At 69.3% G+C, this 23,073-nt stretch carries 27 protein-coding genes and 1 tRNA gene; 10 read left to right on the top strand and 18 right to left on the bottom strand.

What is annotated here, in order from left to right; genetic code table 11:
* Positions 1-36 precede the first annotated feature (36 nt).
* Positions 37-504, bottom strand: coding sequence for a thioredoxin-dependent thiol peroxidase (bcp, locus tag RV986_RS32640; protein WP_475920813.1), 468 nt, complete (start codon positions 502-504; stop codon positions 37-39).
* Positions 505-670: 166 nt separating this feature from the next.
* Here bcp and RV986_RS32635 point away from each other — a divergent pair, with 166 nt between their 5' ends.
* Together RV986_RS32635 and RV986_RS32630 are read left to right on the top strand one after the other, a co-directional pair.
* Positions 671-1,009 (top strand): DUF3618 domain-containing protein, encoded by a 339-nt coding sequence (locus RV986_RS32635; protein ID WP_475920812.1) that lies wholly within the window; start codon positions 671-673, stop codon positions 1,007-1,009.
* Between the two features lie 97 nt (positions 1,010-1,106).
* On the top strand, positions 1,107-1,409 hold the full coding sequence (locus tag RV986_RS32630) for a GroES family chaperonin (protein ID WP_052454563.1): 303 nt from the start codon (positions 1,107-1,109) through the stop codon (positions 1,407-1,409).
* 124 nt (positions 1,410-1,533) lie between these two features.
* On the opposite strand, the gene RV986_RS32625 is transcribed toward RV986_RS32630, so the two are convergent.
* Positions 1,534-2,019 carry a GNAT family N-acetyltransferase gene (locus tag RV986_RS32625; RefSeq protein WP_475920811.1) on the bottom strand — a complete coding sequence of 162 codons (486 nt, stop codon included), beginning with the start codon at positions 2,017-2,019 and terminating at the stop codon, positions 1,534-1,536.
* Between the two features lie 171 nt (positions 2,020-2,190).
* On the opposite strand from RV986_RS32625, the gene RV986_RS32620 reads away from it, so the two are divergent.
* The 3 genes from RV986_RS32620 to RV986_RS32610 all read left to right on the top strand — a co-directional run bounded on the left by RV986_RS32620 (position 2,191) and on the right by RV986_RS32610 (position 3,624).
* Positions 2,191-2,844 (top strand): HNH endonuclease signature motif containing protein, encoded by a 654-nt coding sequence (locus RV986_RS32620; RefSeq protein WP_475920810.1) that lies wholly within the window; start codon positions 2,191-2,193, stop codon positions 2,842-2,844.
* Positions 2,841-3,503: an HNH endonuclease gene (locus tag RV986_RS32615; protein WP_475920809.1), complete on the top strand. Its 663-nt coding sequence runs from the start codon at positions 2,841-2,843 to the stop codon at positions 3,501-3,503. Before RV986_RS32620 ends, RV986_RS32615 begins: the two co-directional genes overlap by 4 nt.
* Positions 3,504-3,538: 35 nt before the next feature.
* Positions 3,539-3,624: transfer RNA gene (locus tag RV986_RS32610), tRNA-Leu, on the top strand.
* 42 nt (positions 3,625-3,666) lie between these two features.
* Here RV986_RS32610 and rdgB read toward each other — a convergent pair.
* From rdgB to RV986_RS32590, 4 genes are all read right to left on the bottom strand, one after another.
* Positions 3,667-4,269 (bottom strand): RdgB/HAM1 family non-canonical purine NTP pyrophosphatase, encoded by a 603-nt coding sequence (gene rdgB, locus RV986_RS32605; RefSeq protein WP_475920808.1) that lies wholly within the window; start codon positions 4,267-4,269, stop codon positions 3,667-3,669.
* A 42-nt stretch (positions 4,270-4,311) separates the two neighbouring features.
* Positions 4,312-4,704, bottom strand: a complete 393-nt coding sequence (locus RV986_RS32600; RefSeq protein ID WP_475920807.1) for a hypothetical protein — start codon at positions 4,702-4,704, stop codon at positions 4,312-4,314.
* Between the two features lie 166 nt (positions 4,705-4,870).
* Positions 4,871-5,605, bottom strand: coding sequence for a ribonuclease PH (gene rph / locus RV986_RS32595; RefSeq protein ID WP_475920806.1), 735 nt, complete (start codon positions 5,603-5,605; stop codon positions 4,871-4,873).
* 97 nt (positions 5,606-5,702) lie between these two features.
* Complete coding sequence (locus RV986_RS32590; protein ID WP_030569190.1) at positions 5,703-5,936, bottom strand: PTS sugar transporter subunit IIB; 234 nt, start codon at positions 5,934-5,936, stop codon at positions 5,703-5,705.
* Between the two features lie 308 nt (positions 5,937-6,244).
* Between RV986_RS32590 and RV986_RS32585 the strand changes: the two genes are divergently transcribed.
* Positions 6,245-7,510 (top strand): PTS transporter subunit EIIC, encoded by a 1,266-nt coding sequence (locus RV986_RS32585; RefSeq protein WP_475920805.1) that lies wholly within the window; start codon positions 6,245-6,247, stop codon positions 7,508-7,510.
* 166 nt (positions 7,511-7,676) lie between these two features.
* Here RV986_RS32585 and RV986_RS32580 read toward each other — a convergent pair whose 3' ends face one another.
* Positions 7,677-8,429, bottom strand: a complete 753-nt coding sequence (locus RV986_RS32580; protein WP_475920804.1) for an MBL fold metallo-hydrolase — start codon at positions 8,427-8,429, stop codon at positions 7,677-7,679.
* 259 nt (positions 8,430-8,688) lie between these two features.
* Here RV986_RS32580 and RV986_RS32575 point away from each other — a divergent pair, with 259 nt between their 5' ends.
* Positions 8,689-9,150: a type II toxin-antitoxin system PemK/MazF family toxin gene (locus RV986_RS32575; protein WP_475920803.1), complete on the top strand. Its 462-nt coding sequence runs from the start codon at positions 8,689-8,691 to the stop codon at positions 9,148-9,150.
* 102 nt (positions 9,151-9,252) lie between these two features.
* Here the strand turns inward: RV986_RS32575 and RV986_RS32570 are convergent, their stop codons facing one another.
* The 7 genes from RV986_RS32570 to clpS form a co-directional block, all read right to left on the bottom strand.
* Entirely contained in the window at positions 9,253-10,203 is a 951-nt protein-coding gene (locus tag RV986_RS32570; RefSeq protein WP_475920802.1) for a PLP-dependent cysteine synthase family protein, read from the bottom strand.
* Positions 10,204-10,220: 17 nt separating this feature from the next.
* Complete coding sequence (locus tag RV986_RS32565; protein WP_475920801.1) at positions 10,221-10,499, bottom strand: MoaD/ThiS family protein; 279 nt, start codon at positions 10,497-10,499, stop codon at positions 10,221-10,223.
* 119 nt (positions 10,500-10,618) lie between these two features.
* Complete coding sequence (locus RV986_RS32560; protein WP_313904860.1) at positions 10,619-10,720, bottom strand: putative leader peptide; 102 nt, start codon at positions 10,718-10,720, stop codon at positions 10,619-10,621.
* 112 nt (positions 10,721-10,832) lie between these two features.
* On the bottom strand, positions 10,833-11,255 hold the full coding sequence (locus tag RV986_RS32555; protein ID WP_475920800.1) for a M67 family metallopeptidase: 423 nt from the start codon (positions 11,253-11,255) through the stop codon (positions 10,833-10,835).
* 114 nt (positions 11,256-11,369) lie between these two features.
* The gene (locus tag RV986_RS32550; RefSeq protein ID WP_475920799.1) at positions 11,370-12,830 is read right to left on the bottom strand and encodes an amino acid permease; all 1,461 of its coding nucleotides are present in this window, start codon (positions 12,828-12,830) and stop codon (positions 11,370-11,372) included.
* 783 nt (positions 12,831-13,613) lie between these two features.
* A complete protein-coding gene (locus RV986_RS32545) occupies positions 13,614-14,219 on the bottom strand; it encodes a DUF2017 domain-containing protein (RefSeq protein ID WP_475920798.1) in 606 nt (201 codons plus the stop codon).
* Between the two features lie 12 nt (positions 14,220-14,231).
* Positions 14,232-14,549 carry an ATP-dependent Clp protease adapter ClpS gene (gene clpS, locus RV986_RS32540; protein WP_352049040.1) on the bottom strand — a complete coding sequence of 106 codons (318 nt, stop codon included), beginning with the start codon at positions 14,547-14,549 and terminating at the stop codon, positions 14,232-14,234.
* A gap of 110 nt (positions 14,550-14,659) precedes the next feature.
* Here clpS and RV986_RS32535 point away from each other — a divergent pair, with 110 nt between their 5' ends.
* Both RV986_RS32535 and RV986_RS32530 read left to right on the top strand, forming a co-directional pair.
* Positions 14,660-15,988 (top strand): nicotinate phosphoribosyltransferase, encoded by a 1,329-nt coding sequence (locus tag RV986_RS32535; protein WP_475920797.1) that lies wholly within the window; start codon positions 14,660-14,662, stop codon positions 15,986-15,988.
* Positions 15,989-16,338: 350 nt separating this feature from the next.
* Complete coding sequence (locus RV986_RS32530) at positions 16,339-16,923, top strand: isochorismatase family protein (RefSeq protein WP_475920796.1); 585 nt, start codon at positions 16,339-16,341, stop codon at positions 16,921-16,923.
* Positions 16,924-16,977: 54 nt separating this feature from the next.
* Here RV986_RS32530 and RV986_RS32525 read toward each other — a convergent pair whose 3' ends face one another.
* Complete coding sequence (locus RV986_RS32525) at positions 16,978-17,322, bottom strand: hypothetical protein (protein WP_475920795.1); 345 nt, start codon at positions 17,320-17,322, stop codon at positions 16,978-16,980.
* A gap of 121 nt (positions 17,323-17,443) precedes the next feature.
* Positions 17,444-19,795: an immune inhibitor A domain-containing protein gene (locus RV986_RS32520; RefSeq protein WP_475920794.1), complete on the bottom strand. Its 2,352-nt coding sequence runs from the start codon at positions 19,793-19,795 to the stop codon at positions 17,444-17,446.
* Positions 19,796-20,301: 506 nt separating this feature from the next.
* Between RV986_RS32520 and RV986_RS32515 the strand changes: the two genes are divergently transcribed.
* The gene (locus RV986_RS32515) at positions 20,302-20,634 is read left to right on the top strand and encodes a hypothetical protein (protein WP_475920793.1); all 333 of its coding nucleotides are present in this window, start codon (positions 20,302-20,304) and stop codon (positions 20,632-20,634) included.
* A gap of 125 nt (positions 20,635-20,759) precedes the next feature.
* On the opposite strand, the gene RV986_RS32510 is transcribed toward RV986_RS32515, so the two are convergent.
* Together RV986_RS32510 and RV986_RS32505 are read right to left on the bottom strand one after the other, a co-directional pair.
* Entirely contained in the window at positions 20,760-21,443 is a 684-nt protein-coding gene (locus tag RV986_RS32510) for an RDD family protein (protein WP_475920792.1), read from the bottom strand.
* Between the two features lie 87 nt (positions 21,444-21,530).
* The gene (locus RV986_RS32505; protein WP_475920791.1) at positions 21,531-23,033 is read right to left on the bottom strand and encodes an RDD family protein; all 1,503 of its coding nucleotides are present in this window, start codon (positions 23,031-23,033) and stop codon (positions 21,531-21,533) included.
* Positions 23,034-23,073 lie beyond the last annotated feature (40 nt).

Here is a 23,073-nt window from a genome sequence, read left to right as displayed (position 1 = left end):
GAACACCCAGAAACGTCCCGGAACCCCCAGGAAGACTCAGATCCCCAGATCCTTGATGATCTTCGCCACATGGCCGGTCGCCTTCACGTTGTACAGCGCCCGCTCGACCTTGCCGTCCTCGTCCACGACCACCGTGGAGCGGATGACGCCGACGACCGTCTTGCCGTACAGCTTCTTCTCGCCGAAGGCGCCGTACGCCTCCAGGACGGTCTTGTCGGGGTCGCCGACGAGGGTGACCTTCAAGGACTCCTTCTCACGGAACTTGGCGAGCTTCTCGGGCTTGTCCGGGGAGACGCCGATGACGTCGTAGCCGGCGCCCGCCAGCAGATCGAGGTTGTCCGTGAAATCGCAGGCCTGCTTGGTACAGCCCGGGGTCAGCGCGGCCGGGTAGAAGTAGACGATGACCTTGCGGCCCTTGTGATCGGCGAGGGAGACCTCGTTGCCGTCGGCATCGGGCAGGGTGAAGGCGGGGGCGGTGTCGCCGGGCTGGAGTCGCTCGCTCATCGGTACCTCACGTGGCCGGGGAATGATCGGGGAAACGGGAACTGCGGTACTACGGGGACCGCGGTACTACGCAACGAGCGTAATGGGGGTGCCGAGGGGTGCGTCGCGACCCGAGCTGACAGACTGTCGAAAGCACGAGTCAGAACACGACCACGGAGGCAGCGCGGTGTCGGATACGTCGAGAACGTCGGATACCAGGACTCCGGCGCAGATCGAGGCGGACATCAAGCACCGCCGCGAAACACTCGCCGAGACGCTCGACGAGATCGGCGTGCGCGTGCACCCGAAGACGATCATCGGGGACGCCAAGGCCAAGGTCGCCTCCCAGATCGACCACACGCTCGGTCGTGCCTACGTCGGCGTCCACCGTGTCGTCGGCGATGTGAAGGGGCAGCTCGTCACCGAGGAGGGCGCGCCACGGCTTGAGCGCATCGTGCCCGTGGCGCTCGTCGCCGTCGGGGTCGCGGGGCTGCTCTTCGTGGGCTCGCGGCGCCGCAAGCGCTGACCCGGCTGCGTACGGACGGCTCAAAGGCAGGTAGGTTCGGGACGTGAGCGCCAATCGGGACAAGCAGAGCCCCCATCACGACAAGTTGCCCATCCGGATGCTGCACGACCGCGTGCTGGTGCGGCAGGACGCCGCCGAGGGCGAGCGGCGTTCCGGCGGCGGCATCCTGATCCCCGCGACGGCGGCCGTCGGCCGGCGCCTCGCCTGGGCCGAGGTCGTCGCGGTCGGGCAGAACGTACGGACGGTGGAACCGGGCGACCGGGTGCTGTACGACCCGGAGGACCGGGCCGAGGTGGAGGTGCGGGGCACCGCCTACGTGCTGATGCGGGAGCGCGATCTGCACGCGGTGGCCGCGGACCGCTTCGAGGGCTCCGAGGACTCCACCGGCTTGTATTTGTAGGGCGTAGTCGGCGTGAGGGGGCTGGTGACCATGGTCACCAGCCCCTTTCGCCTTCCCTTTCGCCTTCCCTTTCGCCTTCCCTTTCGCCCGGGCTTTGCTACCTTGTGCGCCCACCGCAGCCGCGTCAGAACGAGATCCACACGTCGGGCGGCAGATCCGGCCGACCCGGTACCGGCCTGCGCTCCTCCGTCCACGCGTCACCCGCGATCTCGGCGGCGACGCGGCGCCAGAAGCACACGGCGCCCGGGTTGTCGTCCTGAAAGGCGACCTCCCACGGCCCCGGGTGCCGGGTGACGACCTCACGGACGGCCCGCAGCCCGATGCCCGACCGGCGCGCCCCGCGCACCACGAAGAAGCTGCTGAGCACGCGTGTCGGACCGTCCAGACCACGCACGAAGGCGAACCCGACAGGGTGCTCCCCGCTCGTCACCAGATACGGCGCCCGGTCGGCATCCGTGAACGCCGCCTCCAGCCGCTCGCTCCGGAACGACCCGTCCGGGTGGGGCAACACTCCCCTGAACCCGGACAGATCGTGCTGGAACAGCGGCCAGAGACGGTCGAGTACGGGACGGTCGGTGGCGTCGGCGAGGCGCACGGTCGTGTCGGACATGGTCCTCCTCCAAGGATCTCCAGGCATGAAAAAAGCCTCCCGGGCGGACATGCGTCCGAGCCCGAAAGGCCTGAGTACTGGTCAGCAGACTATCAAGCCACGTGACCATCCGATCAACGGTTCGTTACTCCGTACGAGGTCACGAACATGTGGCCGGAACGGAGGGGAATCATGCCGGTCAGCCCGTACACCAAGGAGCGCTTGGAGGAGGCGGCCCGTTCTACGCGGACGTTGTCGGAGGCGTTGGGGAGGTTGGGGGTGGATCCGAAGAGTTCGACGCGGCGGTACGTACACGAGCGCATGAAGAAGCTCGGGGTGGACATCTCACACTTCGAGCGCGAGGGGGTGCGGTGGACGAGAGAAGTCCTTGGGGCAGCGGTTGCGGCCTCGACGAACATGTGCGAGGTGCTCTGCCGACTCGGACTTGAGATCGTCGGTGGACATCACACGCACATCAGCCGTCGAATCAAGGCATACGGCATCGACACCTCGCACTTCCAGGTGCCGACCAGACGAGGGAAGCCCAAGCAACCTCGGACACCGGAGGCCGTGCTCGTCGAGCAGACGGCTGGTCATGCCCGGCGCATCCCGAGCGACCGACTCAAATGGGCTATGACAGCCCTGGGCGTGCCCGAACGTTGCGCGCGCTGTGGCACGGAGCCGACCTGGGGAGGTCACCCACTCCCCCTGGAGATCGACCACATCGATGGCAACTGGCGTGACAGCCGCATCGAGAACCTCCGGTTCCTGTGTCCCAACTGCCACTCAGCGACGGACAGTTACCGAGGTCGCGCCAAGGGACGCACCAGGAGCGGCGCCTCATGAGCAGTGGCGTGCAGTACACCCGCGAGCGGATGACGCAAGCCGCCGAACAGTGCTCCGACATCGACGGGGTCATCGCCTTCTTCGGCACCCAGCCATACGGCTACCTCCGGCGCTACCTGACGAGACGCTTCGCTCACTTCGGGATCGACATCTCGCACTTCCGCCACTGCGGCAGCCACACCAAACAGACTCGGCCCACGTCTGACGAACTGCGCGTGGCGGTGGCAGAGTCACTCTCCATCGCCGAAGCGCTTCGCCACCTCGGCCGCCCGGACAACGGCAGCCAACGCGCGTTGTTTCGCCAGTGGATCACCGAAGAATGCCTCCCGACCACTCACTTCCTGGGGCAGGCACACCAGCGGGGAAGGCCAGGTACGTCGCCTGCCAAACGACCGGAAGACATTCTGATCCAGCACAGCGGGAAGCGCCGGACAAGGACTTCGCAGTTACGCCGAGCACTCCGCCAAATCGGCATACCCGAACAATGTGCCGAGTGCGGCACTGGACCTGCGTGGCTCGGAAAACCCATGACGCTGGAAGTCGACCACATCAACGGCGACTGGAGCGACGACCGCCCGGAGAACCTCCGTTTGCTGTGCCCCAACTGTCATGCGATCACCAGCACCTGGTGCCGAGGAGGTCGTCGACACGCCAGATAGGAAATCGCCACGGGACCGGTAGCATGGCGGGGTACGCGGCCGTGGCGAAATTTGGTAGCACGCGCGGGCCTTAGGAGCCCGTGGGCGAAAGCCCGTGTGGGTTCGAGTCCCACCGGCCGCACACACAGAGGGGCCGTCCAGCAAGGCGGCCCCTCTCCGTGTCTCAGCCCAACAACTCCCGAACCACCGGCACCAGCCCCCTGAACGCCTTCCCCCGGTGGCTGATCGCGTTCTTCTCCTCGGGGGAGAGTTCGGCGCAGGTGCGGGTCTCGCCCTCCGGCTGGAGGATCGGGTCGTAGCCGAAGCCGTTGGTGCCGGTCGGGGTGTGGCGCAGGGTGCCCCGCAGTTGCCCCTCGACCACCCGCTCCGTGCCGTCCGGCAGGGCCAGCGCCGCCGCGCAGGCGAAGTGGGCGCCCCGGTGTTCGTCGGAGATGTCGGACAGCTGGGCGAGGAGGAGGTCGAGGTTCGCGCGGTCGTCGCCGTGGTGGCCGGACCAGCGGGCGGAGAAGATGCCGGGGGCGCCGTTGAGGACGTCCACGCAGAGGCCGGAGTCGTCGGCGACGGCCGGGAGGCCGGTTGCCCGAGCCAGGGCGTGGGCCTTCAGCAGGGCGTTCTCGGCGAAGGTGACGCCGGTTTCCTTGACGTCGGGGATGTGCGGGTAGGCGTCCGCGCCGACGAGGTCATGGGCGAGACCTGCGTCGGCGAGGATCGCGTTCAGCTCGGTGATCTTTCCGGCGTTGCGGGTGGCGAGGATCAGGCGGGTCATGGCCATCAGTATCCAAGGGCCCGGGGCGCCGGCGCGCCGGGGTTACGGTGTGCAGACCTTCGTCAGTTCTCCCGCCGCGTCCGTGACGGGGCTGACGTCGGGGGTGCTGTCGCCGTTCTTGATGGCCGTACGGACGTTGCCGACGGCCTTGCTCAGATCGTCGACCGCCTTGTTGACATCCGTGTTGTCCGTCTTGTCGCCGATCTTGTCGAGGTTGTTCTCGATCGCGTTGAGGGACTCGTCGGTCTGCGTCGGGTCGTTCGCCGCGTTCTCGACCGCCTGCTGGAGGTCGGTCACGCTGTCGGCGATGGAGTCGGCGGTCTGGACGCAGTCCAGGGCTTTGTTGACGGCATCGCAGCCGACGGCCGCCGGCAGGGCGACGAGTGCGGCGACGACGGCGAATGCGGCTGTGCGGCGACGGTGGCGCGCGGCCATGGAACAGTCCCTCCCCGTGGACAAGATGTGGTCGACCCCGACGGCGCGGTCGCTCGACCTGTGACGCTGGTCCGCTCGACCCCGTGGCGCGGTCGCACGACCCCGTGCGGGGGCCGGCGGGGCGCACGGCTGGACCGTACGCCCGTACCCCTAAGAACGCGAAGGGTTATTCCGTGGTTGCCTCAAGTGCCGCCCGCTGGATCTCGGCGAGCTCGTCGCAGCCCGTGACGGCGAGGTCGAGCAGGGCGTTCAGCTCCTTGCGGTCGAAGGGTTCGGCCTCCGCGGTGCCCTGGACCTCGACGAAGCGGCCGTCGCCGGTGCACACGACGTTCATGTCGGTGTCGGCCTTGACGTCCTCCTCGTAGCAGAGGTCCAGCAGCGGCACGCCGCCCACGATGCCGACCGAGACGGCGGAGACCGTGCCGGTCAGGGGCTTGCGGCCGGCCTTGACCAGCTTCTTGGCCTGCGCCCAGGCGACCGCGTCGGCGAGCGCCACGTACGCGCCGGTGATGGCCGCCGTCCGGGTGCCGCCGTCGGCCTGGAGGACGTCGCAGTCCAGGACGATGGTGTTCTCGCCGAGCGCCTTGTAGTCGATGACGGCGCGCAGGGAGCGGCCGATGAGGCGGGAGATTTCGTGGGTACGGCCGCCGATCTTGCCGCGGACCGACTCGCGGTCGCCGCGGGTGTTCGTGGCGCGCGGGAGCATGGAGTACTCGGCGGTGACCCAGCCTTCGCCGCTGCCTTTGCGCCAGCGCGGGACGCCCTCGGTGACGGAGGCGGTGCAGAACACCTTGGTGTCGCCGAAGGAGACGAGGACGGAGCCCTCGGCGTGCTTGCTCCAGCCGCGCTGGATGGTGATGGGGCGCAGTTGTTCGGGGGTGCGGCCGTCGATTCGAGACATGGCGATGAGCCTAGCCGGAGATGGTTGAGGGGCCGCCTCCGGTTGCGGAAGCGGCCCCTCAGGGGTGAGACATGGAGCCGGGCCGGGCTCCCTCGGCTCACATCATGTCTTCGATGTCCGCGGCGATCGGGTCCGCGTCGGTGCCGATGACGACCTGGATGGCGGTGCCCATCTTGACGACGCCGTGGGCGCCGGCGGCCTTGAGGGCGGCCTCGTCGACCTTGCTCGGGTCCACGACCTCGGTGCGCAGGCGGGTGATGCAGCCCTCGACCTCTTCGATGTTGTCGATGCCGCCGAGCCCGGCGACGATCTTCTCAGCCTTGGTGGCCATGTCCTACTCCCTGCTCCCTGATCGGAACCGCTTCAACCGTCGTCGACTGGTCTACACCAGTGAGTGGATGGCCGCCAACCCGGCCCCGCCGTTGTCGTTTCGGAGTGCTTTCCGGGTCTGGAGTTCAGGGGTGTTCGTCATGCCTGGAACCATTTCTTACCATTATGGAAGAGGCCGTTGAATTCATGGGTTCCTTATCCAGCCTTCACCGTGCTACAAAAGGTCTACACCACTGAGTGGTGTAGACCACGCCGTCCTTACCCCCCTCCCCTGTTCCCCGGGCGGCGCCTTGCCCACTGGAGGAAGTTGTGACCACGGCCAGCGCCGCTCCCGCGGCCGACAAGAAGAAGGGCTCCGGCGTGATGGCTGTTCTGCAGCGCATCGGCCGCAGCCTGATGCTGCCGGTCGCCGTACTGCCCGCCGCCGCGCTCCTGGTGCGTCTCGGCAATGCCGACATGCTCGGACGCCCGTCCTTCCCCACGTTCTTCACCAAGATCGCCGGCTTTATGTCGGCCGGTGGCAACGCGATCCTCGACAACATGGCGCTGCTGTTCGCCGTGGGCATCGCGATCGGCTTCGCGAAGAAGTCGGACGGTTCGACGGCGCTCGCGGCGGTGGTCGGCTATCTGGTCTTCAAGAACGTGCTGGCGACGTTCACCGACAAGAACCTGCCGAAGGTGGCCACGGCCGTCGACGGCAAGGTGGTCATGGTGGACGCCCCGGTCGACGCCAAGGTCCTGGGCGGCGTGGTGATGGGCATAGTCGTCGCCCTGCTGTACCAGAAGTTCTACCGGACCAAGCTGCCCGACTGGGCGGGCTTCTTCGGCGGCCGCCGGCTCGTCCCGATCCTGTCCGCCTTCGCGGGGCTGCTGCTCGGCATCGTCTTCGGCTACATCTGGCCGGTCCTCGGCACGGGTCTGCACAACTTCGGTGAGTGGCTGGTCGGTTCGGGCGCCGTCGGCGCGGGCATCTTCGGTGTCGCCAACCGTGCGCTCATCCCGATCGGCATGCACCACCTGCTGAACTCGTTCCCGTGGTTCCAGGCCGGCGAGTACCACGGCAAGAGCGGTGACATCGCGCGCTTCCTGGCCGGTGACCCGAGCGCGGGCCAGTTCATGACCGGCTTCTTCCCGATCATGATGTTCGGCCTTCCCGCCGCGTGTCTGGCGATCGTGCACTGTGCCCGCCCCGAGCGCCGCAAGGTCGTCGGCGGCATGATGTTCTCGATCGCGCTGACCTCGTTCGTGACGGGTGTGACCGAGCCGATCGAGTTCACGTTCATGTTCATCGCTCCGGTCCTGTACGCCATCCACGCGCTCCTCACCGGCGTGTCGATGGCGCTGACCTGGGCGCTCGGCATGAAGGACGGCTTCGGCTTCTCGGCCGGCGCGGTCGACTTCGGCCTGAACCTCGGCATCGCGTCCAACCCGTGGGGCCTGGTCCTGGTGGGTCTGTGCTTCGCGGCGGTCTACTACGTGGTCTTCCGCTTCGCGATCATCAAGTGGAACCTGCCCACGCCCGGCCGCGAGACGGACGAGGAGCTGGCGGAACTGCAGAAGGCGGAGGCCAAGTAGGCACCCGTACGGCCTCGGACGCGTACTGTCCCGGCCACACCTACCGCCTCGGCACAGCTACCGCCCAGGCACACCTACTGCCACGGCACACCTACGACGGTGAGGGCCCCCGGAGCGATCTCCGGGGGCCCTCGGCGTCGTACCGGCTCTGGATTCTCGTGCGGATCTAGATCTCGTACGCCGCCCGGGGCGTCGCCAGATCCGCGGGACCCGAGTACACCGCGCGGGCGTCGGCCAGGTTGATCCGGGGGTCCGTCCACGGTGGGATGTGGGTGAGCAGCAGACGGCGGGCGCCGGCGCGGGTGGCGGTCTCCCCTGCCTCGCGGCCGTTGAGGTGCAGGTCGGGGATGTTCTCCTTGCCGTGCGTGAACGCGGCCTCGCAGAGGAACAGGTCGGTGTCCCGGGCGAGTTCCTCCAGGGCGTCGGTGACGCCGGTGTCCCCGGAGTACGTCAGCGACCTCCCGCCGTGCTCGATACGGATGCCGTAGGCCTCCACGGGGTGGCGCACCCGCTCCGTGTGCACGGTGAACGGGCCTATGTCGAACGTGCCCGGCTTGACGGTGTGGAAGTCGAAGACCTCGCTCATCGAGGAGGCGGTGGGGGTGTCCGCGTAGGCGGTGGTCAGACGCTGTTCCGTGCCCTCGGGTCCGTAGACGGGGATCGGGTCGCAGCGGCCGCCGTCGTGGCGGTAGTAGCGCGCGACGAAGTACGCGCACATGTCAATGCAGTGGTCGGCGTGCAGATGGCTGAGGAAGATCGCGTCGAGGTCGTAGAGACCGCAGTGGCGCTGCAGCTCGCCAAGGGCACCATTGCCCATGTCGAGAAGCAGCCGGAAGCCGTCGGCCTCGACGAGGTAGCTCGAACAGGCCGATTCCGCGGACGGGAACGACCCCGAGCAGCCGACGACGGTGAGCTTCATAGGAGCTGGAACCTCCGCGCTGGCAGGAAGTGCAGAGAGTAAATGCGGGGTGCAACTACTCGGAGCAGATACGGGAACGGGGGTCGTGCGGTCCGTCGAGCGTAAGGCGCAAAAGGGCGTGTCGCTCCTCCGCCAAGGGCTGTTGTGGGCGAACTCACCTGTGGTGTCACCGGTTCGGATGGACGGCCGGACGGACGTGGGGGGCGAGGGCCGTTCGGGCAGGGGGCGGGGTGGGGTGCGCGCCGGTACCTTCTTTGGTATGGACACGTCCTGGTGGCTCGCCCTGGCGGCGGTCGTACTGCTCGCGCTGATCGCGACGCTGGTCGACGGCTGGGGGCGTCGTGGGCATCGGCCGGCCGCGCCCGCCCGGCTCCGGCCGCGGCGGCTGGGCGGGGCGCGGCGGGGGGCGCCTCGGCCGCGGCCGGCGGAGATCTGGTGGGCGAACGTTTCGTTCGAGGACGGGCCGGGGCGCAAGGACCGGCCGTGTCTGGTGCTGTCCGTGCGGGGGGACGGCGCGGTGGTCGCGAAGATCACCAGTAAGTACCACGATGAGCGGGCCGGGGTGATTCCGCTGCCGCCGGGTGCCGTCGGTGACGCCCATGGGCGGGCGAGTTTCCTGGAGACGGACGAGCTGCGGGATGTGCCGGTGTGGGAGTTCCGGCGGCGGGTGGGGGTGGTGGATCCGGTCCTGTGGGACCAGGTCAGGCATTTGGCCGACTGAGGGCCTTGCCGGCGCCCTGCCACGGGCGCGGGGAACTGCGCGACCAGCCCCCGCCCGCCCGGGCCCGGAGGCGAGGGAACGTGCCCTCGCCGTCCGCGTGGCCTACGCCCAGAGCTGGCCCTGGAGGGTTTCGATCGCTTCCTCCGTCGTCGCGGCGGTGTACACGCCCGTCGACAGGTACTTCCAGCCGCCGTCGGCCACGACGAACACGATGTCCGCGGACTCCCCGGCGGCCAGCGCCTTCTTGCCGACACCGATCGCGGCGTGGAGGGCGGCTCCGGTGGAGACGCCCGCGAAGATGCCCTCCTGCTGGAGGAGCTCACGGGTGCGGGTGACGGCGTCGGCGGAGCCGACCGAGAAACGGGTCGTCAGGACAGAGGCGTCGTACAGCTCCGGCACGAAGCCCTCGTCCAGATTGCGCAAGCCGTACACCAGGTCGTCGTAGCGCGGCTCCGCGGCCACGATCTTCACGTCCGGCTTGTGCTCGCGGAGGTAGCGGCCCACTCCCATCAGCGTGCCGGTGGTCCCGAGGCCCGCCACGAAGTGGGTGACCGACGGCAGGTCCGCGAGGATTTCCGGACCTGTCGTCGCGTAGTGGGCGCCCGCGTTGTCGGGGTTCCCGTACTGGTAGAGCATCACCCAGTCCGGGTGCTCGGCCGACAGTTCCTTCGCGACGCGTACGGCGGTGTTGGAGCCGCCGGCCGCGGGGCTGGGGATGATCTCCGCGCCCCACATGCCCAGCAGGTCCCGCCGCTCCTGCGAGGTGTTCTCCGGCATCACGCACACCATGCGGTAGCCCTTGAGCTTCGCCGCCATGGCGAGCGAGATGCCGGTGTTGCCGCTGGTGGGCTCCAGGATCGTGCAGCCGGGCGTCAACCGGCCGTCCTTCTCCGCCTGTTCGACCATGTGGAGGGCCGGGCGGTCCTTGACCGAACCCGTCGGGTTGCGGTCCTCCAGCTTCGCCCAGATGCGGACGTCCGCGGACGGCGAGAGCCGGGGCAGGCGCACGAGCGGCGTGTTGCCCACCGCGGCGAGCGGGGAGTCGTAGCGCATCAGCGGTCAGCAGCCGATCAGACCATGCCGCCGGCCACGGCCGGCAGGATCGTCACGTTGTCGCCGTCGGTGAGCGCGGTGTCGATGCCGTCGAGGAAGCGGACGTCCTCGTCGTTCAGGTACACATTGACGAAGCGGCGCAGCTGGCCGCCGTCGACGATGCGGGCCTGGATGCCCGCGTGCCGGGTCTCGAGGTCGGCGAACAGCTCGGCGAGGGTCGCGCCGCCGCCCTCGACGGCCTTCTCGCCGCCGGTGTAGGTGCGGAGGATGGTGGGGATGCGGACCTCGATGGCCATGGTTGCGGGCTCCTGTCGGAAGGAAAGTCGGTCGGTGGGCGCGCGGCAGCGCGGGTCGAGCGGTGGGCGGGGAGTGCGCCGGTTGCGTGGCCGCGCCTCACGGCCGTACGGCGGGCAGGTCAGCGCGTACAGATGGCGCTCTGCAGCCTGCACAGGTCGACGTGCAGGCGCGCCACGAGCAGCATGCCCGGCGTCTTGTCGCTCACGTCGTGGGAAACCATGGGCTCATCGTATCGATTCCCGGTCCGGGTCCCGGAATGTGATCTCAGATGGTGGATGAATTCTGCCCAAAGTTCGGAATCGGAGCGGCGTCGGCACCGGGCCAGGCCCGGTTCAGTACGCGTCGACCACCTTGACCTCCTCCTCCGTCACCTCTGCTTCGAGGATCCGGAACGAGCGGAACTGGAACGGACCCGCGTCGTCCGCGTCCGCCGTCGAGACGAGGACGTAGTGTGCGCCGGGCTCGTTCGCGTACGAGATGTCCGTGCGGGAGGGGTACGCCTCGGTCGCCGTGTGGGAGTGGTAGATGATCACCGGCTCCTCGTCGCGGTCGTCCATCTCGCGGTACAGCTTCAGCAGATCGCCGGAGTCGAACTCGTAGAACGTGGGCGAGCGGGCGGCGTTGAGCATCGGGATGAAGCGCTCGGGGCGGCCCGAGCCTGCCGGGCCCGCGACGACGCCGCACGCCTCGTCGGGGTGGTCCTGGCGCGCGTGCGCGACGATCTGGTCGACGAGGGCCTGGGTGATGGTCAGCATGTCGGTCAGGATAAGCAGAAGGGCCGCCACGTACCGGGGGGTGGTACGGGGCGGCCCATATGCCGGACGTCCTGAGCGGCGGCCCCGGGGGGGGGCGGACATCCGTGGCGGAGGTCAGCCGACCTTCTCGAACACCGGTTCGCGGCGCTCGGCGACCTGCGGATTGCGCGCCTTGAGCACGGCCCAGCCCACGCCCAGCGCGGCGGCCCAGCCGGCCATCACGTAGAGGCAGATGCGGGAGTCGGCGTCGTACGCGATGAGGCCCGTGACGAAGAGCAGGAACACGACCGCGACCCAGCTGCACTTCGCGCCGCCCGGGGCCGGGAAGGACGAGGCGGGCAGGCGTCCCGCGTCGACCGCGCGACGGTAGAGGATGTGGCTGACCAGGATCATCAGCCAGGTCCAGATACCGGCGGCGGTGGCCACCGAGGTGACGTAGCCGAAGGCCTTCTCCGGGACGACGTAGTTCAGGATCACGCCGATGCCCATGAAGAGCATGGAGACGGTGATGCCGATCGCCGGGGTCTTGGTCGAGGAGAGCTTGTTGAAGACCTTCGGGGCCTCGCCGTTGTCCGCGAGGGTGCGCAGCATGCGGCCCGTGGAGTACATGCCGGAGTTGCAGGAGGACAGGGCGGCGGTCAGGACCACGAAGTTGACGATTCCGGCGCCGGCCGGGATGCCGATCTTCGCGAAGGCCTCCACGAAGGGGCTGACGCCCGGTGCGAACTCCGTCCACTTCACGACGCAGAGGATGACCGTGAGCGCGCCGACGTAGAAGAGGGCGATGCGCCACGGGAGGGTGTTGATCGCCTTCGGGAGGGTCTTCTCCGGGTTCTCGGACTCGCCCGCCGTGACGCCGACGAGCTCGACGGCGAGGTAGGCGAACATGACGCCCTGCAGGGTCATCAGGGACGAGCCGATGCCCTTGGGGAAGAAGCCGTCGAACTGCCAGAGGTTCGCGACGGAGGCCGTGTCACCGGCCGAGCTGAAGCCGAAGGTGAGGACGCCGAGGCCGATCACGATCATGCCGATCAGCGCGGTGACCTTGACCATCGAGAACCAGAACTCGATCTCTCCGAAGAGCTTCACCGAGATCAGGTTCGCCACGAAGAGGACGATCAGGAAGACCAGCGCCGTCACCCATTGGGGGATGGACGGGAACCAGTAGTGGACGTAGATCGCGGCGGCGGTGAGTTCCGCCATGCCGGTCACCACCCACATCAGCCAGTACGTCCAGCCGGTGAAGTAGCCGAAGAACGGGCCGAGGAACTCGCGGGAGTACTCCGCGAAGGAGCCCGAGACCGGGCGGTAGAGGAGCAGCTCGCCGAGCGCCCGCATGACGAAGAAGATGATCACGCCGGCGAGGGCGTACATGAAGATGAGGCTGGGGCCCGCCTTGGCGATGTTCGCCCCGGCACCCAGGAAGAGGCCGACGCCGATGGCGCCGCCGATCGCGATCATCTGGACCTGGCGGCTGCCGAGCCCGCGCTCGTACCCCTCTTCGGGGGTGTCGCCGCCCACGGACGCGCTGCCGGCCCGGGGCTCGTCGGTCTTGCCGACCTGCGACGAGGTCATGTGTGGTGCGCCTTTCTCCATGCCGGTCCGAGCCAGTCCCTTGGCTTCGGATCGGGTTCCGATCCCCCCCGGATGTGATGGAGCCGAGCGGACGATGCCGCTCCGCCTGGCCGGTGGTCACCGGCTCGGTGGCGCACCCGACCGGACATGGGTGGTGTCCTGTCGGGCGGTCGTGAAGATTTATCACGGCCACAACCAGGGGAGACCGTGGGTGCTGTAAGGCATGCCACAGGAAGAAGCGGACAAACAGCACCTAGGGGTGCATACGCGGCCGCAACGGTGACGGGATCGTTATCCGGATCTGAGCGTCCTCTGAGCGAACGCCGACCAGGCCCTGACCGAGCCCCCGACCAGCGCCGGAGGCTCCGCCGGGTCAGGAGGAAGCGGCTTCACCGATCGGGACACGGGGCACCCCCGGCCGAGCCACGAGGGCTCCGGGATTCCCTCGATCGGGGGTACGGGGGCCGCCCCGACCGGAGCACGAGTGTCTCGGACCCGGGTGCGGGGCGCCCGCGGCCGGGGCGCAAGGCCTGAGGCGCGAGGAACCTGGCCCGGACGCACAGGGCGACACGCGGCAGCCCGGCCAAAACGTACAGGCCGAGACACAGGACCCTGTCACGACGCACAGGCCGACACGCGGCAGCCCGGTCGAGGCGTACGACTGAGACGCGGAGCCGGCCGAGACCCGCGAGCCAGGACACGGCAGCCCGACCGAGACACGGGACCCTGCCACGGCCTACAGCCCGACACGCGGCAGCCCGGTCGGGGTGTGTGGAGGGTCGGTCAGGGGGTCAGGGTTTCGACGAGGGTTTCCTGGAGGCCGCCCAGCCACAGGTATGCCATCACCATCGGCTTGCGCGGGTCCTCGTCCGGGAGGCGGTAGAGGAGGTCGGTGTCCTCCTCGTCGACGACGTCGAGCCGGGCCCCGATCGCGAGGCGCAGGTCGTTGAGGGCACGCAGCCACTGCTCGGACTCCTCGGCGGAGAGCTTCAGGATCGCCCCGCCGTCACCCGCCGTGGTGAGCGCGTCCAGTGAGCGGATCACCGCGAGGGCGTTGTCGCGTTTGCCCGCGCGCAGGTCGTTCTCGGTGAAGCGGCGGAACTCGGAGGAGTACGCGCGCTGCTCCTCGGCCTGTTCCGGCGAGGACGCCTCGACGTCGGGGCCGCCGTAGGCGTCCGGGAAGAGGCGCTGCAGCACGGGGTCGGAGGGCGGCTCGCTGGGGCCCTCCGCGAACAGTTCGGCGAGCGGGTCGTCGGGGGCGTCCTCCGCGGGGCCGGGACCGATGAGCTCCAGGAGCTGTACGGCGAGGGTGCGGATGATGGAGATCTCGACCTCGTCGAGGGCGACGGCCGCGCCGCCGCCGGGGAGCGGTTCGAAGTGTCCTGGCATGGAGTGAGTTCGCTACTTCCGGTCCTGCTGAAGGGTGGCCCACAGACCGTAGCCGTGCATGGCCTGTACGTCGCGTTCCATCTCCTCGCGCGTGCCGCTGGAGACGACGGCCCGGCCCTTGTGGTGGACGTCGAGCATGAGCTTGGTGGCCTTGTCCTTGGTGTAGCCGAAGTACGTCTGGAAGACATACGTCACATAGCTCATCAGGTTGACCGGATCGTTGTGGACGATCGTCAACCAGGGGACGTCGGGCTCCGGCACGGCGAAGACCTCCTCCGCCGACTCGGTCTTTTCGATCTCTAGGGGTGCGGGAGCCGTCACACGGCCCATGCTGCCACCAGAGGGGGGCGCCCGCACAAATGGACCCCCCGAATCCCATCCGGGGAGAAACAGACCCCACAAATCGTCAGAGTGACGAGATGGGGGTACCATCCAGTCCCATGAACACAGCGGACCTTGGGCTGCCGGTGGACGTTCCCTCGACGGCGCTCTTCACGGACCAGTACGAGCTGACGATGTTGCAGGCCGCGCTGGCCGCGGGGACCGCCGAGCGGCGCTCGGTCTTCGAGGTCTTCACGCGGCGGCTGCCCGAAGGACGGCGGTACGGGGTCGTCGCGGGCACCGGACGCGTGCTGGACGCGGTCGAGAACTTCCGTTTCGACGCCGACGTCCTCGGCTTCCTGCGCGAGAACGCCATCGTGGACGACCCCACCCTGAAGTGGCTCGCCTCGTACCGCTTCGGCGGGGACATCTGGGGCTATCCGGAGGGCGAGGTGTACTTCCCGGGCTCGCCGATCCTGCGGGTCGAGGGGTCCTTCGCGGAGTGCGTGCTCCTGGAGACCGTGATCCTCTCCATCCTCAACCACGACTCGGCGATCGCGGCCGCCGCCTCCCGGATGGCCTCCGCCGCCGGGGACCGGCCGCTGATCGAGATGGGCGCCCGGCGCACCCACGAGCTGGCCGCGGTGGCGGCGGCACGGGCCGCGTACGTCGGGGGCTTCACGACCACCTCCGACCTGGCGGCGGGCTTCCGCTACGGCATTCCGACCGTGGGTACGTCGGCACACGCCTTCACCCTGCTCCACGACCGGGAGCGGGACGCCTTCCAGGCCCAGGTGAACTCGCTCGGCCGCGGCACGACCCTGCTCGTGGACACGTACGACGTCGCGGAGGCGGTACGGCGGGCGGTCGAGGTCGCCGGACCCGAGCTCGGGGCGGTGCGCATCGACTCCGGGGACCTGCTGCTGGTCGCGCACCGGGTGCGCGCGCAGCTGGACGAGCTGGGCGCGACCGGGACCAGGATCATCGTGACCTCGGATCTGGACGAGTACGCGATCGCCTCGCTGGCGGCGGCACCCGTGGACGCGTACGGGGTCGGTACGCAGTTGGTGACGGGTTCCGGCCATCCCACCTGTTCGATGGTCTACAAACTGGTCGCCCGTGCCGAGTCGGCGGACCCGAAGGCTCCGCTGGAGCCCGTGGCCAAGAAGTCCACCGGTGGGAAGACCTCGATCGGCGGGCGCAAGTGGGCCGCGCGCCGCCTCGACGACCACGGGGTCGCGGAGGCCGAGGTGATCGGCACCGGGCCGGTTCCGGCCGAGCTGGCCGACCAGCAACTGCTGGTGGAGCTCATAAAAGGCGGCCAGGTGCTCGCCCGCGAGCCCCTCGACGTCGTACGCGACCGGCACGCGGCCGCCCGCGCCAACCTGCCGCTGTCGGCGACGCAGCTCTCGCGCGGGGAACCGGTCATTCCGACCGAATACATCTGACGGGCACCTGACCGGCGTAGTGCGGGCGTCGGGCAGAAACCCGTCGGGCGGCCGGCGGGTGTCCGTTGTACACCGGTGTGCGCCGGGGGCGCGCGCGGGCGGCGCCCCCGGCCTCCTCCGGCCACCCTTGGGCAAACGCGAATGAACGGGCGGTCAGCGGGAATGCAACGGCAGCATGCAAGAGAACCGTCGTCATGGCCTCCGCCCCCGTCACCGCCGTAGCCACCGGCATCGCCGCGGCCGTTGCGCGTCACCCCCTCCCGCGCCGCGTGTGAAGTCTCTAGGCTCGGCTCCACAGGCCGGACCCGACACCCTCTAGCCACCGACCCCATAGTCGAAGGACACCGACCATGCGCCGCGCCTTGATCGTCGTAGACGTGCAGAACGACTTCTGCGAGGGGGGCAGCCTCGCGGTGGCGGGGGGCGCCGATGTGGCCGCCGCCATCACGGAGCTGATCGGGCAGGCACCCGCCGGCTACCGCCATGTCGTCGCCACCCGTGACCTCCACATCGCACCCGGCGGCCACTTCGCCGACAACCCCGACTTCGTCCACTCCTGGCCCGCGCACTGCGTGGCCGGCACGGAGGGCGTCGGGTTCCACCCGAACTTCGCCCCGGTGGTCGCCTCCGGCGCGATAGACGCCGTCTTCGACAAGGGCGCGTACGCCGCGGCGTACAGCGGCTTCGAGGGCGCCGACGAGAACGGGGTCCCGCTGGGCGACTGGCTGCGCGCCCGCGAGATCGACGAGGTGGACGTGGTGGGCATCGCCACCGACCACTGCGTGCGCGCCACCGCCCTGGACGCCGCGCGCGACGGCTTCCGCACCCAGGTCCTGCTCGACCTCACGGCCGGGGTGGCCGAGGAGACGACGGAACGGGCTCTGGAGGAGCTGCGGGCGGCGGGCGTGGAACTGACGGGCAAGCCGGTCGTCTAGCGCCACCGCCCCGGACCCGCGCCGCCCGCCGGGTGACTCACGTCACCGAGTGGCTCACGTCTGGGCCGCCGGGCGTCCGAGGAGGGCTCTGATCGGGTGCCAGAGCTCCTGGGCCGGTCCCGGATACGCGACGACACCGTGGTCGGTGGCCGTGCGCCATATCAGGCCGTCGGGGTGGTGCAGGACGGCGGTGACCTCGTCGGGGGTGGGCGGGGCCGCGTTCCCGCGGAGGTAGACCGCGCGCAGGCCGAGGTTGCGCAGGCGCGTCAGGGCGCGGGCGCGGTTCCTGGCCAGGACCAGAAAGCGCACGCTGCCAGGGCCCGAGCCCGCCGGGCTGGGCAGGTTCAGCGCCACCACCACGCTGCCGTTCGGCAGCTTGCAGAAACCTCCTGCGGCCATGCAGTCACACCCCCGCGCGCACCGGTGTCAATAAGAAATCCACAGGACGCACCTAAACACGATCGGCGGCAACCCGCCAGGGGGTCACCGCCGATACGCTTCTGACCTGCGCTAATACCGATTACCTCAGCGCAGGTCCGACCTCCAGCGAGATCGTCGAGCCATCCCGGGCCTCCTTGACGATCTTGATCTTGGTGTTGGTGTCAGTGATCTTGACACCGGCGGTCGGGGCCGTCGTGTCGTAGTAGGTGCTGGTGTGGTCGTTGAAGACCGGCACCCCCGGCTTCGACGGGATCTTCGTCGCCACGTCCGCGTTGTGCAGCGTGAGGCCGTCCGTGCGGTACAGGCTGAACGGCGAGTCGTACGACTGGATCCGGCTGCGCATCACCGTTCCGTCGGACCACTTCAGCGCGGTCGAGTGCGAGTCGACCGGCAGGATCTGCCCGGAGCCCGCGTGCTCGCTGACGTTGTTGTCCTTCTGCGAGGTGTCCCACTTCCAGATCAACAGGCCGTTCTGGTACGGGTAGTGCTCCACCCAGGACGGACGCGTCGTCGAGAAGCCGAAGTTGTACGGACCGGTCTTGAGGGTCTTGTCGTACGAGACGTACTGACGGTTCTCCGCGATGTAGTACTGCGGGTAGTCGTCGGTGAAGGACGCGCCGACGCGGGAGAAGCCGACGGCGGTCCACGCGGCGTCCGCGGTCTCGGCGTTGTCCGAGAAGAGCGCCGAACCGTCCGCGGTCACGGCGATCTCGTCGGCCGCGAAGCCCTTCAGTGCCACGCCGCCGTCACTCTGGTAGCGGAAACGCAGGTCGATCTTCTGGCCCGCGTAGGCGTCGAGCGGGTACGACAGCTTCTTGTACGCGTCCACCGTGCCGGTCAGCGCGGGCTTGCCGCTGCCGTCGCGCGGGATCGGCTGCCCGTCCACCGTGCCGTCGATCACGGTCCAGTTGGCGCCGCCGTCGGTCGAGACCTCGGCGTACAGGTAGTCGTAGTCGGCCTCGATGTCGTACCAGCCGTCGAGCGTGAGGGCGGCCGACGACTTGCCGGTGAGGTCGACGGAACGGGTCAGCGTGTTCCTGAGGTCGTTGCCGCTGCCGCTCCACCACTGGGTCGAGCCCTGCGCCGGGGTGACGATCTCGGTGGTGACCGCCTTGTCGGGCAGCGAGACCACGAGGGCCTGCTTGTTCTTGGTGTTGTACTCGGCGACACCCAGCTTGTGCTTCGACTTCGTCGCGGCCTTGGCCGTGTCGTAGTTCAGCCAGCCGAGCTGCAGCTTGTCCCAGGCGTTCATGTCGCCGGGCAGGTCACCGATGGCGTTCTTGCCGGTGCCGAGCCAGGAACCGGAGGACATCAGGGTCCAGAAACCCGTGGAGTTCTCGGCCGAGTTGGTGGTGTCGTACTCGTCCGGCAGACCCAGGTCGTGGCCGTACTCGTGCGCGTAGACGCCGAGGCCGCCGTTCTCCGGCTGGATGGTGTAGTCGCCGACCCAGATGCCGGTGTCGCCGATCGCGGCGCCGCCCAGCTTGTTGCCGGCCGGGCCCGTGGCGCCCGCGTCGGTGCCGAACGCGTACCAGCGGTGCGCCCAGATGGCGTCCTCGCCCTGCGCGCCGCCGCCCGCGGACTCGTCCTCACCGGCGTGCACGATCTGGAAGTGGTCGATGTAGCCGTCGGGCTCGTTGAAGTTGCCGTCGCCGTCGTAGTCGTAGCGGTCCCACTGGTCGTACTCGGCCAGGTCCGCCTTGATGTCCGCGTCGGACCTGCCGGCCGCCTTCTGGTCGGCGACCCAGGCGGTGACACCGTCCTGGACCGCGTACCAGGCACCGGTGGACGCCGAGTTGGAGCCGTAACGGGCCTCGTTGTAGGGGACCTTGACCCAGTCGGTGACCTCGCCGTCGACCGAGTAGCGGCCCGAGGACTGCTTCTCGTAGTACTTCTTCAGCGACTCGGTCTTCGTGCCGGTGCCGAAGTAGAGCTCCTGGAAGTGCGCCTGGTTGTAGTCCGCCTGCCAGGCCGTGCTGTTGTCCTGGGTGCGGTCGGGCTCGGCTATCTGGTTGTGCAGCGGGCCCACGGTGCCGCCGTAGCGGCTGTCGACCTGGTCGCCGAACTCGACCAGGATCGTGAAGATCTTGTCGGTCTTCTCGCGGCCGAGCTCGACGTACTTGTTCTTGCCCTTGAGCTTGACGACCTGTGAGCCGTTCCGGTCCTGGACCTTCGCGTCCCCGGATATGACCTGGTTCAGGGCCTCTTCGCGCTGTGCGTCCTGGGTCTTGCTGAGCGGGCCGTCGAGGTCGTGCTCGACCTCGTCGCCGGCCGGCCGGGGCTCGTGGCGGTTCGCGCTCGCCGACGCCGCGCCCGACGCCGATGCCGCGCCGTCCGCCTGCGCCACGGCGAACGTGGAGAATGTGGCGGTCGCCGCCGCGAGGGCCACGCCCACCGCGGCCGCTCTGAACGTCCATGGCCTGCTGGTCACTTGAAGTCCTCCCCCGCGTTCGTCCACGCGGATGGGGGGATCCTGGGGTCAGGGAGGTCCGCGCGCGTATACGCGTGTCAAGTGACGACATTCGACCGGAGTTACCAAAGAAAAGACAGACCTTGACTTGAACCTGGCAACTGCACTATGCGGAGCGACAGTTCGGTATCCGAACCATGAACGCCCCCTCAACGGGCGCGTCGAACCGTCCACTTGGTGGACGCGATGACTCCGTGCGCCCCCTGTGCTCCGGCACCGTGGGTAAGGTCACGCTTACCGGACGTTCCAGTCGGGCATGCAGGCGAATAGAGTCGATTGGCGGAACGTCGGAATGTCGACGGATTGACAAGTCGACACCGTTGTCGTCCCACGATTCGCAGTCCCACCCGAATGCGCAGCACCACGCCCGTTGTCGTTCGCTCCCTTGCCGTTCGCTCCTGTTGTTGTCCGCATCCTCCCCCATCGCAAGAGGCACGGGGGGAGTACCCCCACCCCGAGGAATCGCCATGCCTCGTCCGACCGCCGCACAGCTCGCCTACGGTTCCTGCACCGTGATCTTCTCGACCCTCGCCATGCTGCTGCTGTCTCAGACGAGTTCGGGCCTGGGGATCGCGGTGATCACCCTCTCGGCACTCGCTCTCGGACTGCTCGTCGCCGTAACGGTTCCGCTGCCGAAGCGCCGCGTCGCCACGGGCACGACGCGCACCGTATCGGTTTCGGTTCCGGTTCCGACTCCGGTCGCAGCCCCGGCTCCGGCTCCGGCTCCGCTCCAGGAGCGCGTGCCGGTGCAGCGCGAGACCGCGTCCGTGTCCGCGGTACGCGAACCGGCGGGCCCTTGACCGTACGGACCCGCCGCGCTGCCGCGCCGCCGTTCTGCCGATCAGCCGTCTCCCTCAGGGAGTGCGGCTGATCGCGTATGTCGACGGTACTGACCGTGTCTGTCGACCGGCACTGACCGCCTGCGTCAACTGGTGCTGACCACCACCGTCTTGGCCGCCTTGTCGTGCAGGCCCTGCTTGTAGGGCTTGTCGAAGAAGCTCCAACCGCCGGCGATCGCGGTCCAGATGCACGCGCAGCAGAACGCGAACGGGATCCACAGGACCAGCGAGCGGACGAGCGTGGTCTGTACGGAGGGCGTGGAGCCGTCGTCGAGGTTGGCCACCCGCAGTTTGAACAGCTTCTTGCCGAGCGTCTGCCCCGACTTGGCGATCATGACGGTGTCGTAGCCGGTGTAGAGCACCGCGGCGATCACGGCCTGCCCGAAACCCCTGCTGTACTCCATCCTGTCCGCGTTCAGTGTGTACTCATCGACCCCGAACGCCCAGGTCAGCAGCCACACCACAAGGCCCACCAGGATCATGTCGATGATCCTCGCCACCACGCGTTTGCCGCTGTCGGCCAGCGGCGGCATCCCCGCCAGCGGATCGCCGCCGTAGGGGCCACCGGGGCCGTAGGGGCCACCAGCGTACGGGGGCGGCTGGTTGCCGAACGAGGAGTCGTACGGAGAGCCCGGGGGCGGTGGCGGGGGCGGCGAGGTGCCGTCGTACGGAGAGCCGCCGCCCTCAGCAGGCGGAGGCTGCTTCTTGAACGGGTCGTCGTCCGGTGGCGGGGGCTGACCGGAGCCTGGGGGCGGCGGATCGCTGCTCATGGCCCGAGTCGACCGCGAACCCTCGGGCTCCGCATCCGGCGAGCGGCCGTCCGGGGGACCGGGATCCCGGCGGCCGCGGAGGGGCTCCTACCCCGCCGCCGCTACGAAGGTGTGGGCCGCCTTGTCGTGCCAGCACTGGCGCCAGGGCTTGTCGAACAGACACCACAGGACGCCGACGACACCGATGACGAGGATGCCAGGGACGGCGTAGACGAGCCAGCGGCGCAGGGCCAGGCCGAAGGACGGGGGCTCGTGGCCCTCGATGTCCCGCACCTCGATTCCGCAGACCTTCTTGCCGAGGGTGCGGCCCCATCTGGCGGTGGGCAGCGCGTCGTAGAGGACGCCGAAGAGGAGCAGGACGGCGAGGACGATCCCGAGATAGCCCGCGGTGGTGCCGTCCAGCAGCCAGACGGTGACGGTCTGGCCGGACCGCTTGGCCGCGTCGACCTTCTCGTTGATGTGGTCGATCGCCTTGGTGCCCAGGGGTACGGCGGCCACGGCGGTGACGGTGGCGAGGACGGCGGTGTCGACGATCCGGGCCAGCAGCCGCTTGCCGAGGTGCGCGGGGCGGGCCGCGGACTGTCTGCGGGCGGCCGCCTGGAACACGTCGTCGACCGGCGGCTTCCACGGGGTGACGGGCTGCCCCTCGGGGTCGCCCGCGAGCCGGTGCACCTGCTGGGCCCAGGACGGCTGCCCACCACCGGCACCACTGCTCAAAGGCGTGACGGAAGGGGCGGGAGAGGACGGGGAGGAGGAGGGGGAGGAGGTGGAAGGGCCGGTGGCCTGGTGGGGGACGGAGGGAGCGGAGGGAGCGGAGGGGACGGCAGGTGCGGGCGGCTGCTGTGCGGCGGCCGCCTGGGCGTTCTGGGCCGCCTGGGCCGCTTGGGCCGCCTGGGCCGCCTGGGCCGCCTGGGCCGCTTGGGCGGCGGCCTGCCCGGCGCCGAAGCCGCCCCCCGCCCCCGGTGCACCGCCGGGCTGCCCGTTCCCGGCGAACTGCGCACCGCTCGCCGGAACCCCGGCGCCGGACGGTGCCGCTCCCGTCGGGCGGCGGAACACCACGGTGCCGCCGGACGCCGGGGGCTGCGCGCCCCCGTCCGGGCCGGCGGGCGGGATCGTCGCCGTGCCGTCCGCACGGACGGACTCGCCGTCCGGCTGGACGGCCCCGTCACCCGGTTCCGCCGCGCGCGGCAGCCGCGGGTCGGCCGCCGGGGGCGCGCCCCAGGACACCCGGCGGTCCTGTTCGCCGCCGAACCCGGACTGCCAGGAGCGGTCGGCGCCCCACGCGGCCGCGGGCTCGGGCCTGCTGCCGTGCTGCGCCTCGGCCGGGTTCACCCGCCGCGGTTCGGCGGCGGGTTGCGGATCCTCGTCGAAGAAGTGCGGGCCCGTCTCCTCGGCGGGCGCGGGCCCGGAGCCCGCCGGCCCGGGGCCGGTCGGCGGCATGAGCGGTACGCCGTCGGACGGCGCCGGACGGCTCGTACCCGGTACCCAGGAGGCACCGTTCCAGTACCGGACATATCCAGGAATGGAGGGGTCCGGGTAATACCCTTCACGGGGCCGGTCGTCACCGGGGGCCGGGGTTGGGGCGCTCATGTCCGTCGTCCCGTATCTGCTCGGGGGTTTTTGGGGGCTC

Source organism: Streptomyces sp. RLA012, assembly GCF_056270325.1.
The sequence above is the reverse complement of the archived record's forward strand: the minus strand, read 5'-3'. Positions and strand labels throughout refer to the sequence as shown.

Excerpts from the sequence above, each read along its gene's own strand:
- bcp (WP_475920813.1), bottom strand. The coding sequence starts at position 504 with ATGAGCGAGCGACTCCAGCCCGGCGACACCGCCCCCGCCTTCACCCTG.
- RV986_RS32630 (WP_052454563.1), top strand. The coding sequence starts at position 1,107 with ATGCTGCACGACCGCGTGCTGGTGCGGCAGGACGCCGCCGAGGGCGAG.
- RV986_RS32625 (WP_475920811.1), bottom strand. The coding sequence starts at position 2,019 with ATGTCCGACACGACCGTGCGCCTCGCCGACGCCACCGACCGTCCCGTA.
- RV986_RS32620 (WP_475920810.1), top strand. The coding sequence starts at position 2,191 with ATGCCGGTCAGCCCGTACACCAAGGAGCGCTTGGAGGAGGCGGCCCGT.
- RV986_RS32615 (WP_475920809.1), top strand. The coding sequence starts at position 2,841 with ATGAGCAGTGGCGTGCAGTACACCCGCGAGCGGATGACGCAAGCCGCC.
- rdgB (WP_475920808.1), bottom strand. The coding sequence starts at position 4,269 with ATGACCCGCCTGATCCTCGCCACCCGCAACGCCGGAAAGATCACCGAG.
- RV986_RS32600 (WP_475920807.1), bottom strand. The coding sequence starts at position 4,704 with ATGGCCGCGCGCCACCGTCGCCGCACAGCCGCATTCGCCGTCGTCGCC.
- rph (WP_475920806.1), bottom strand. The coding sequence starts at position 5,605 with ATGTCTCGAATCGACGGCCGCACCCCCGAACAACTGCGCCCCATCACC.
- RV986_RS32590 (WP_030569190.1), bottom strand. The coding sequence starts at position 5,936 with ATGGCCACCAAGGCTGAGAAGATCGTCGCCGGGCTCGGCGGCATCGAC.
- RV986_RS32580 (WP_475920804.1), bottom strand. The coding sequence starts at position 8,429 with ATGAAGCTCACCGTCGTCGGCTGCTCGGGGTCGTTCCCGTCCGCGGAA.
- RV986_RS32575 (WP_475920803.1), top strand. The coding sequence starts at position 8,689 with ATGGACACGTCCTGGTGGCTCGCCCTGGCGGCGGTCGTACTGCTCGCG.
- RV986_RS32570 (WP_475920802.1), bottom strand. The coding sequence starts at position 10,203 with ATGCGCTACGACTCCCCGCTCGCCGCGGTGGGCAACACGCCGCTCGTG.
- RV986_RS32565 (WP_475920801.1), bottom strand. The coding sequence starts at position 10,499 with ATGGCCATCGAGGTCCGCATCCCCACCATCCTCCGCACCTACACCGGC.
- RV986_RS32560 (WP_313904860.1), bottom strand. The coding sequence starts at position 10,720 with ATGGTTTCCCACGACGTGAGCGACAAGACGCCGGGCATGCTGCTCGTG.
- RV986_RS32555 (WP_475920800.1), bottom strand. The coding sequence starts at position 11,255 with ATGCTGACCATCACCCAGGCCCTCGTCGACCAGATCGTCGCGCACGCG.
- RV986_RS32550 (WP_475920799.1), bottom strand. The coding sequence starts at position 12,830 with ATGACCTCGTCGCAGGTCGGCAAGACCGACGAGCCCCGGGCCGGCAGC.
- RV986_RS32545 (WP_475920798.1), bottom strand. The coding sequence starts at position 14,219 with ATGCCAGGACACTTCGAACCGCTCCCCGGCGGCGGCGCGGCCGTCGCC.
- clpS (WP_352049040.1), bottom strand. The coding sequence starts at position 14,549 with ATGGGCCGTGTGACGGCTCCCGCACCCCTAGAGATCGAAAAGACCGAG.
- RV986_RS32535 (WP_475920797.1), top strand. The coding sequence starts at position 14,660 with ATGAACACAGCGGACCTTGGGCTGCCGGTGGACGTTCCCTCGACGGCG.
- RV986_RS32530 (WP_475920796.1), top strand. The coding sequence starts at position 16,339 with ATGCGCCGCGCCTTGATCGTCGTAGACGTGCAGAACGACTTCTGCGAG.
- RV986_RS32525 (WP_475920795.1), bottom strand. The coding sequence starts at position 17,322 with ATGGCCGCAGGAGGTTTCTGCAAGCTGCCGAACGGCAGCGTGGTGGTG.
- RV986_RS32515 (WP_475920793.1), top strand. The coding sequence starts at position 20,302 with ATGCCTCGTCCGACCGCCGCACAGCTCGCCTACGGTTCCTGCACCGTG.
- RV986_RS32510 (WP_475920792.1), bottom strand. The coding sequence starts at position 21,443 with ATGAGCAGCGATCCGCCGCCCCCAGGCTCCGGTCAGCCCCCGCCACCG.
- RV986_RS32505 (WP_475920791.1), bottom strand. The coding sequence starts at position 23,033 with ATGAGCGCCCCAACCCCGGCCCCCGGTGACGACCGGCCCCGTGAAGGG.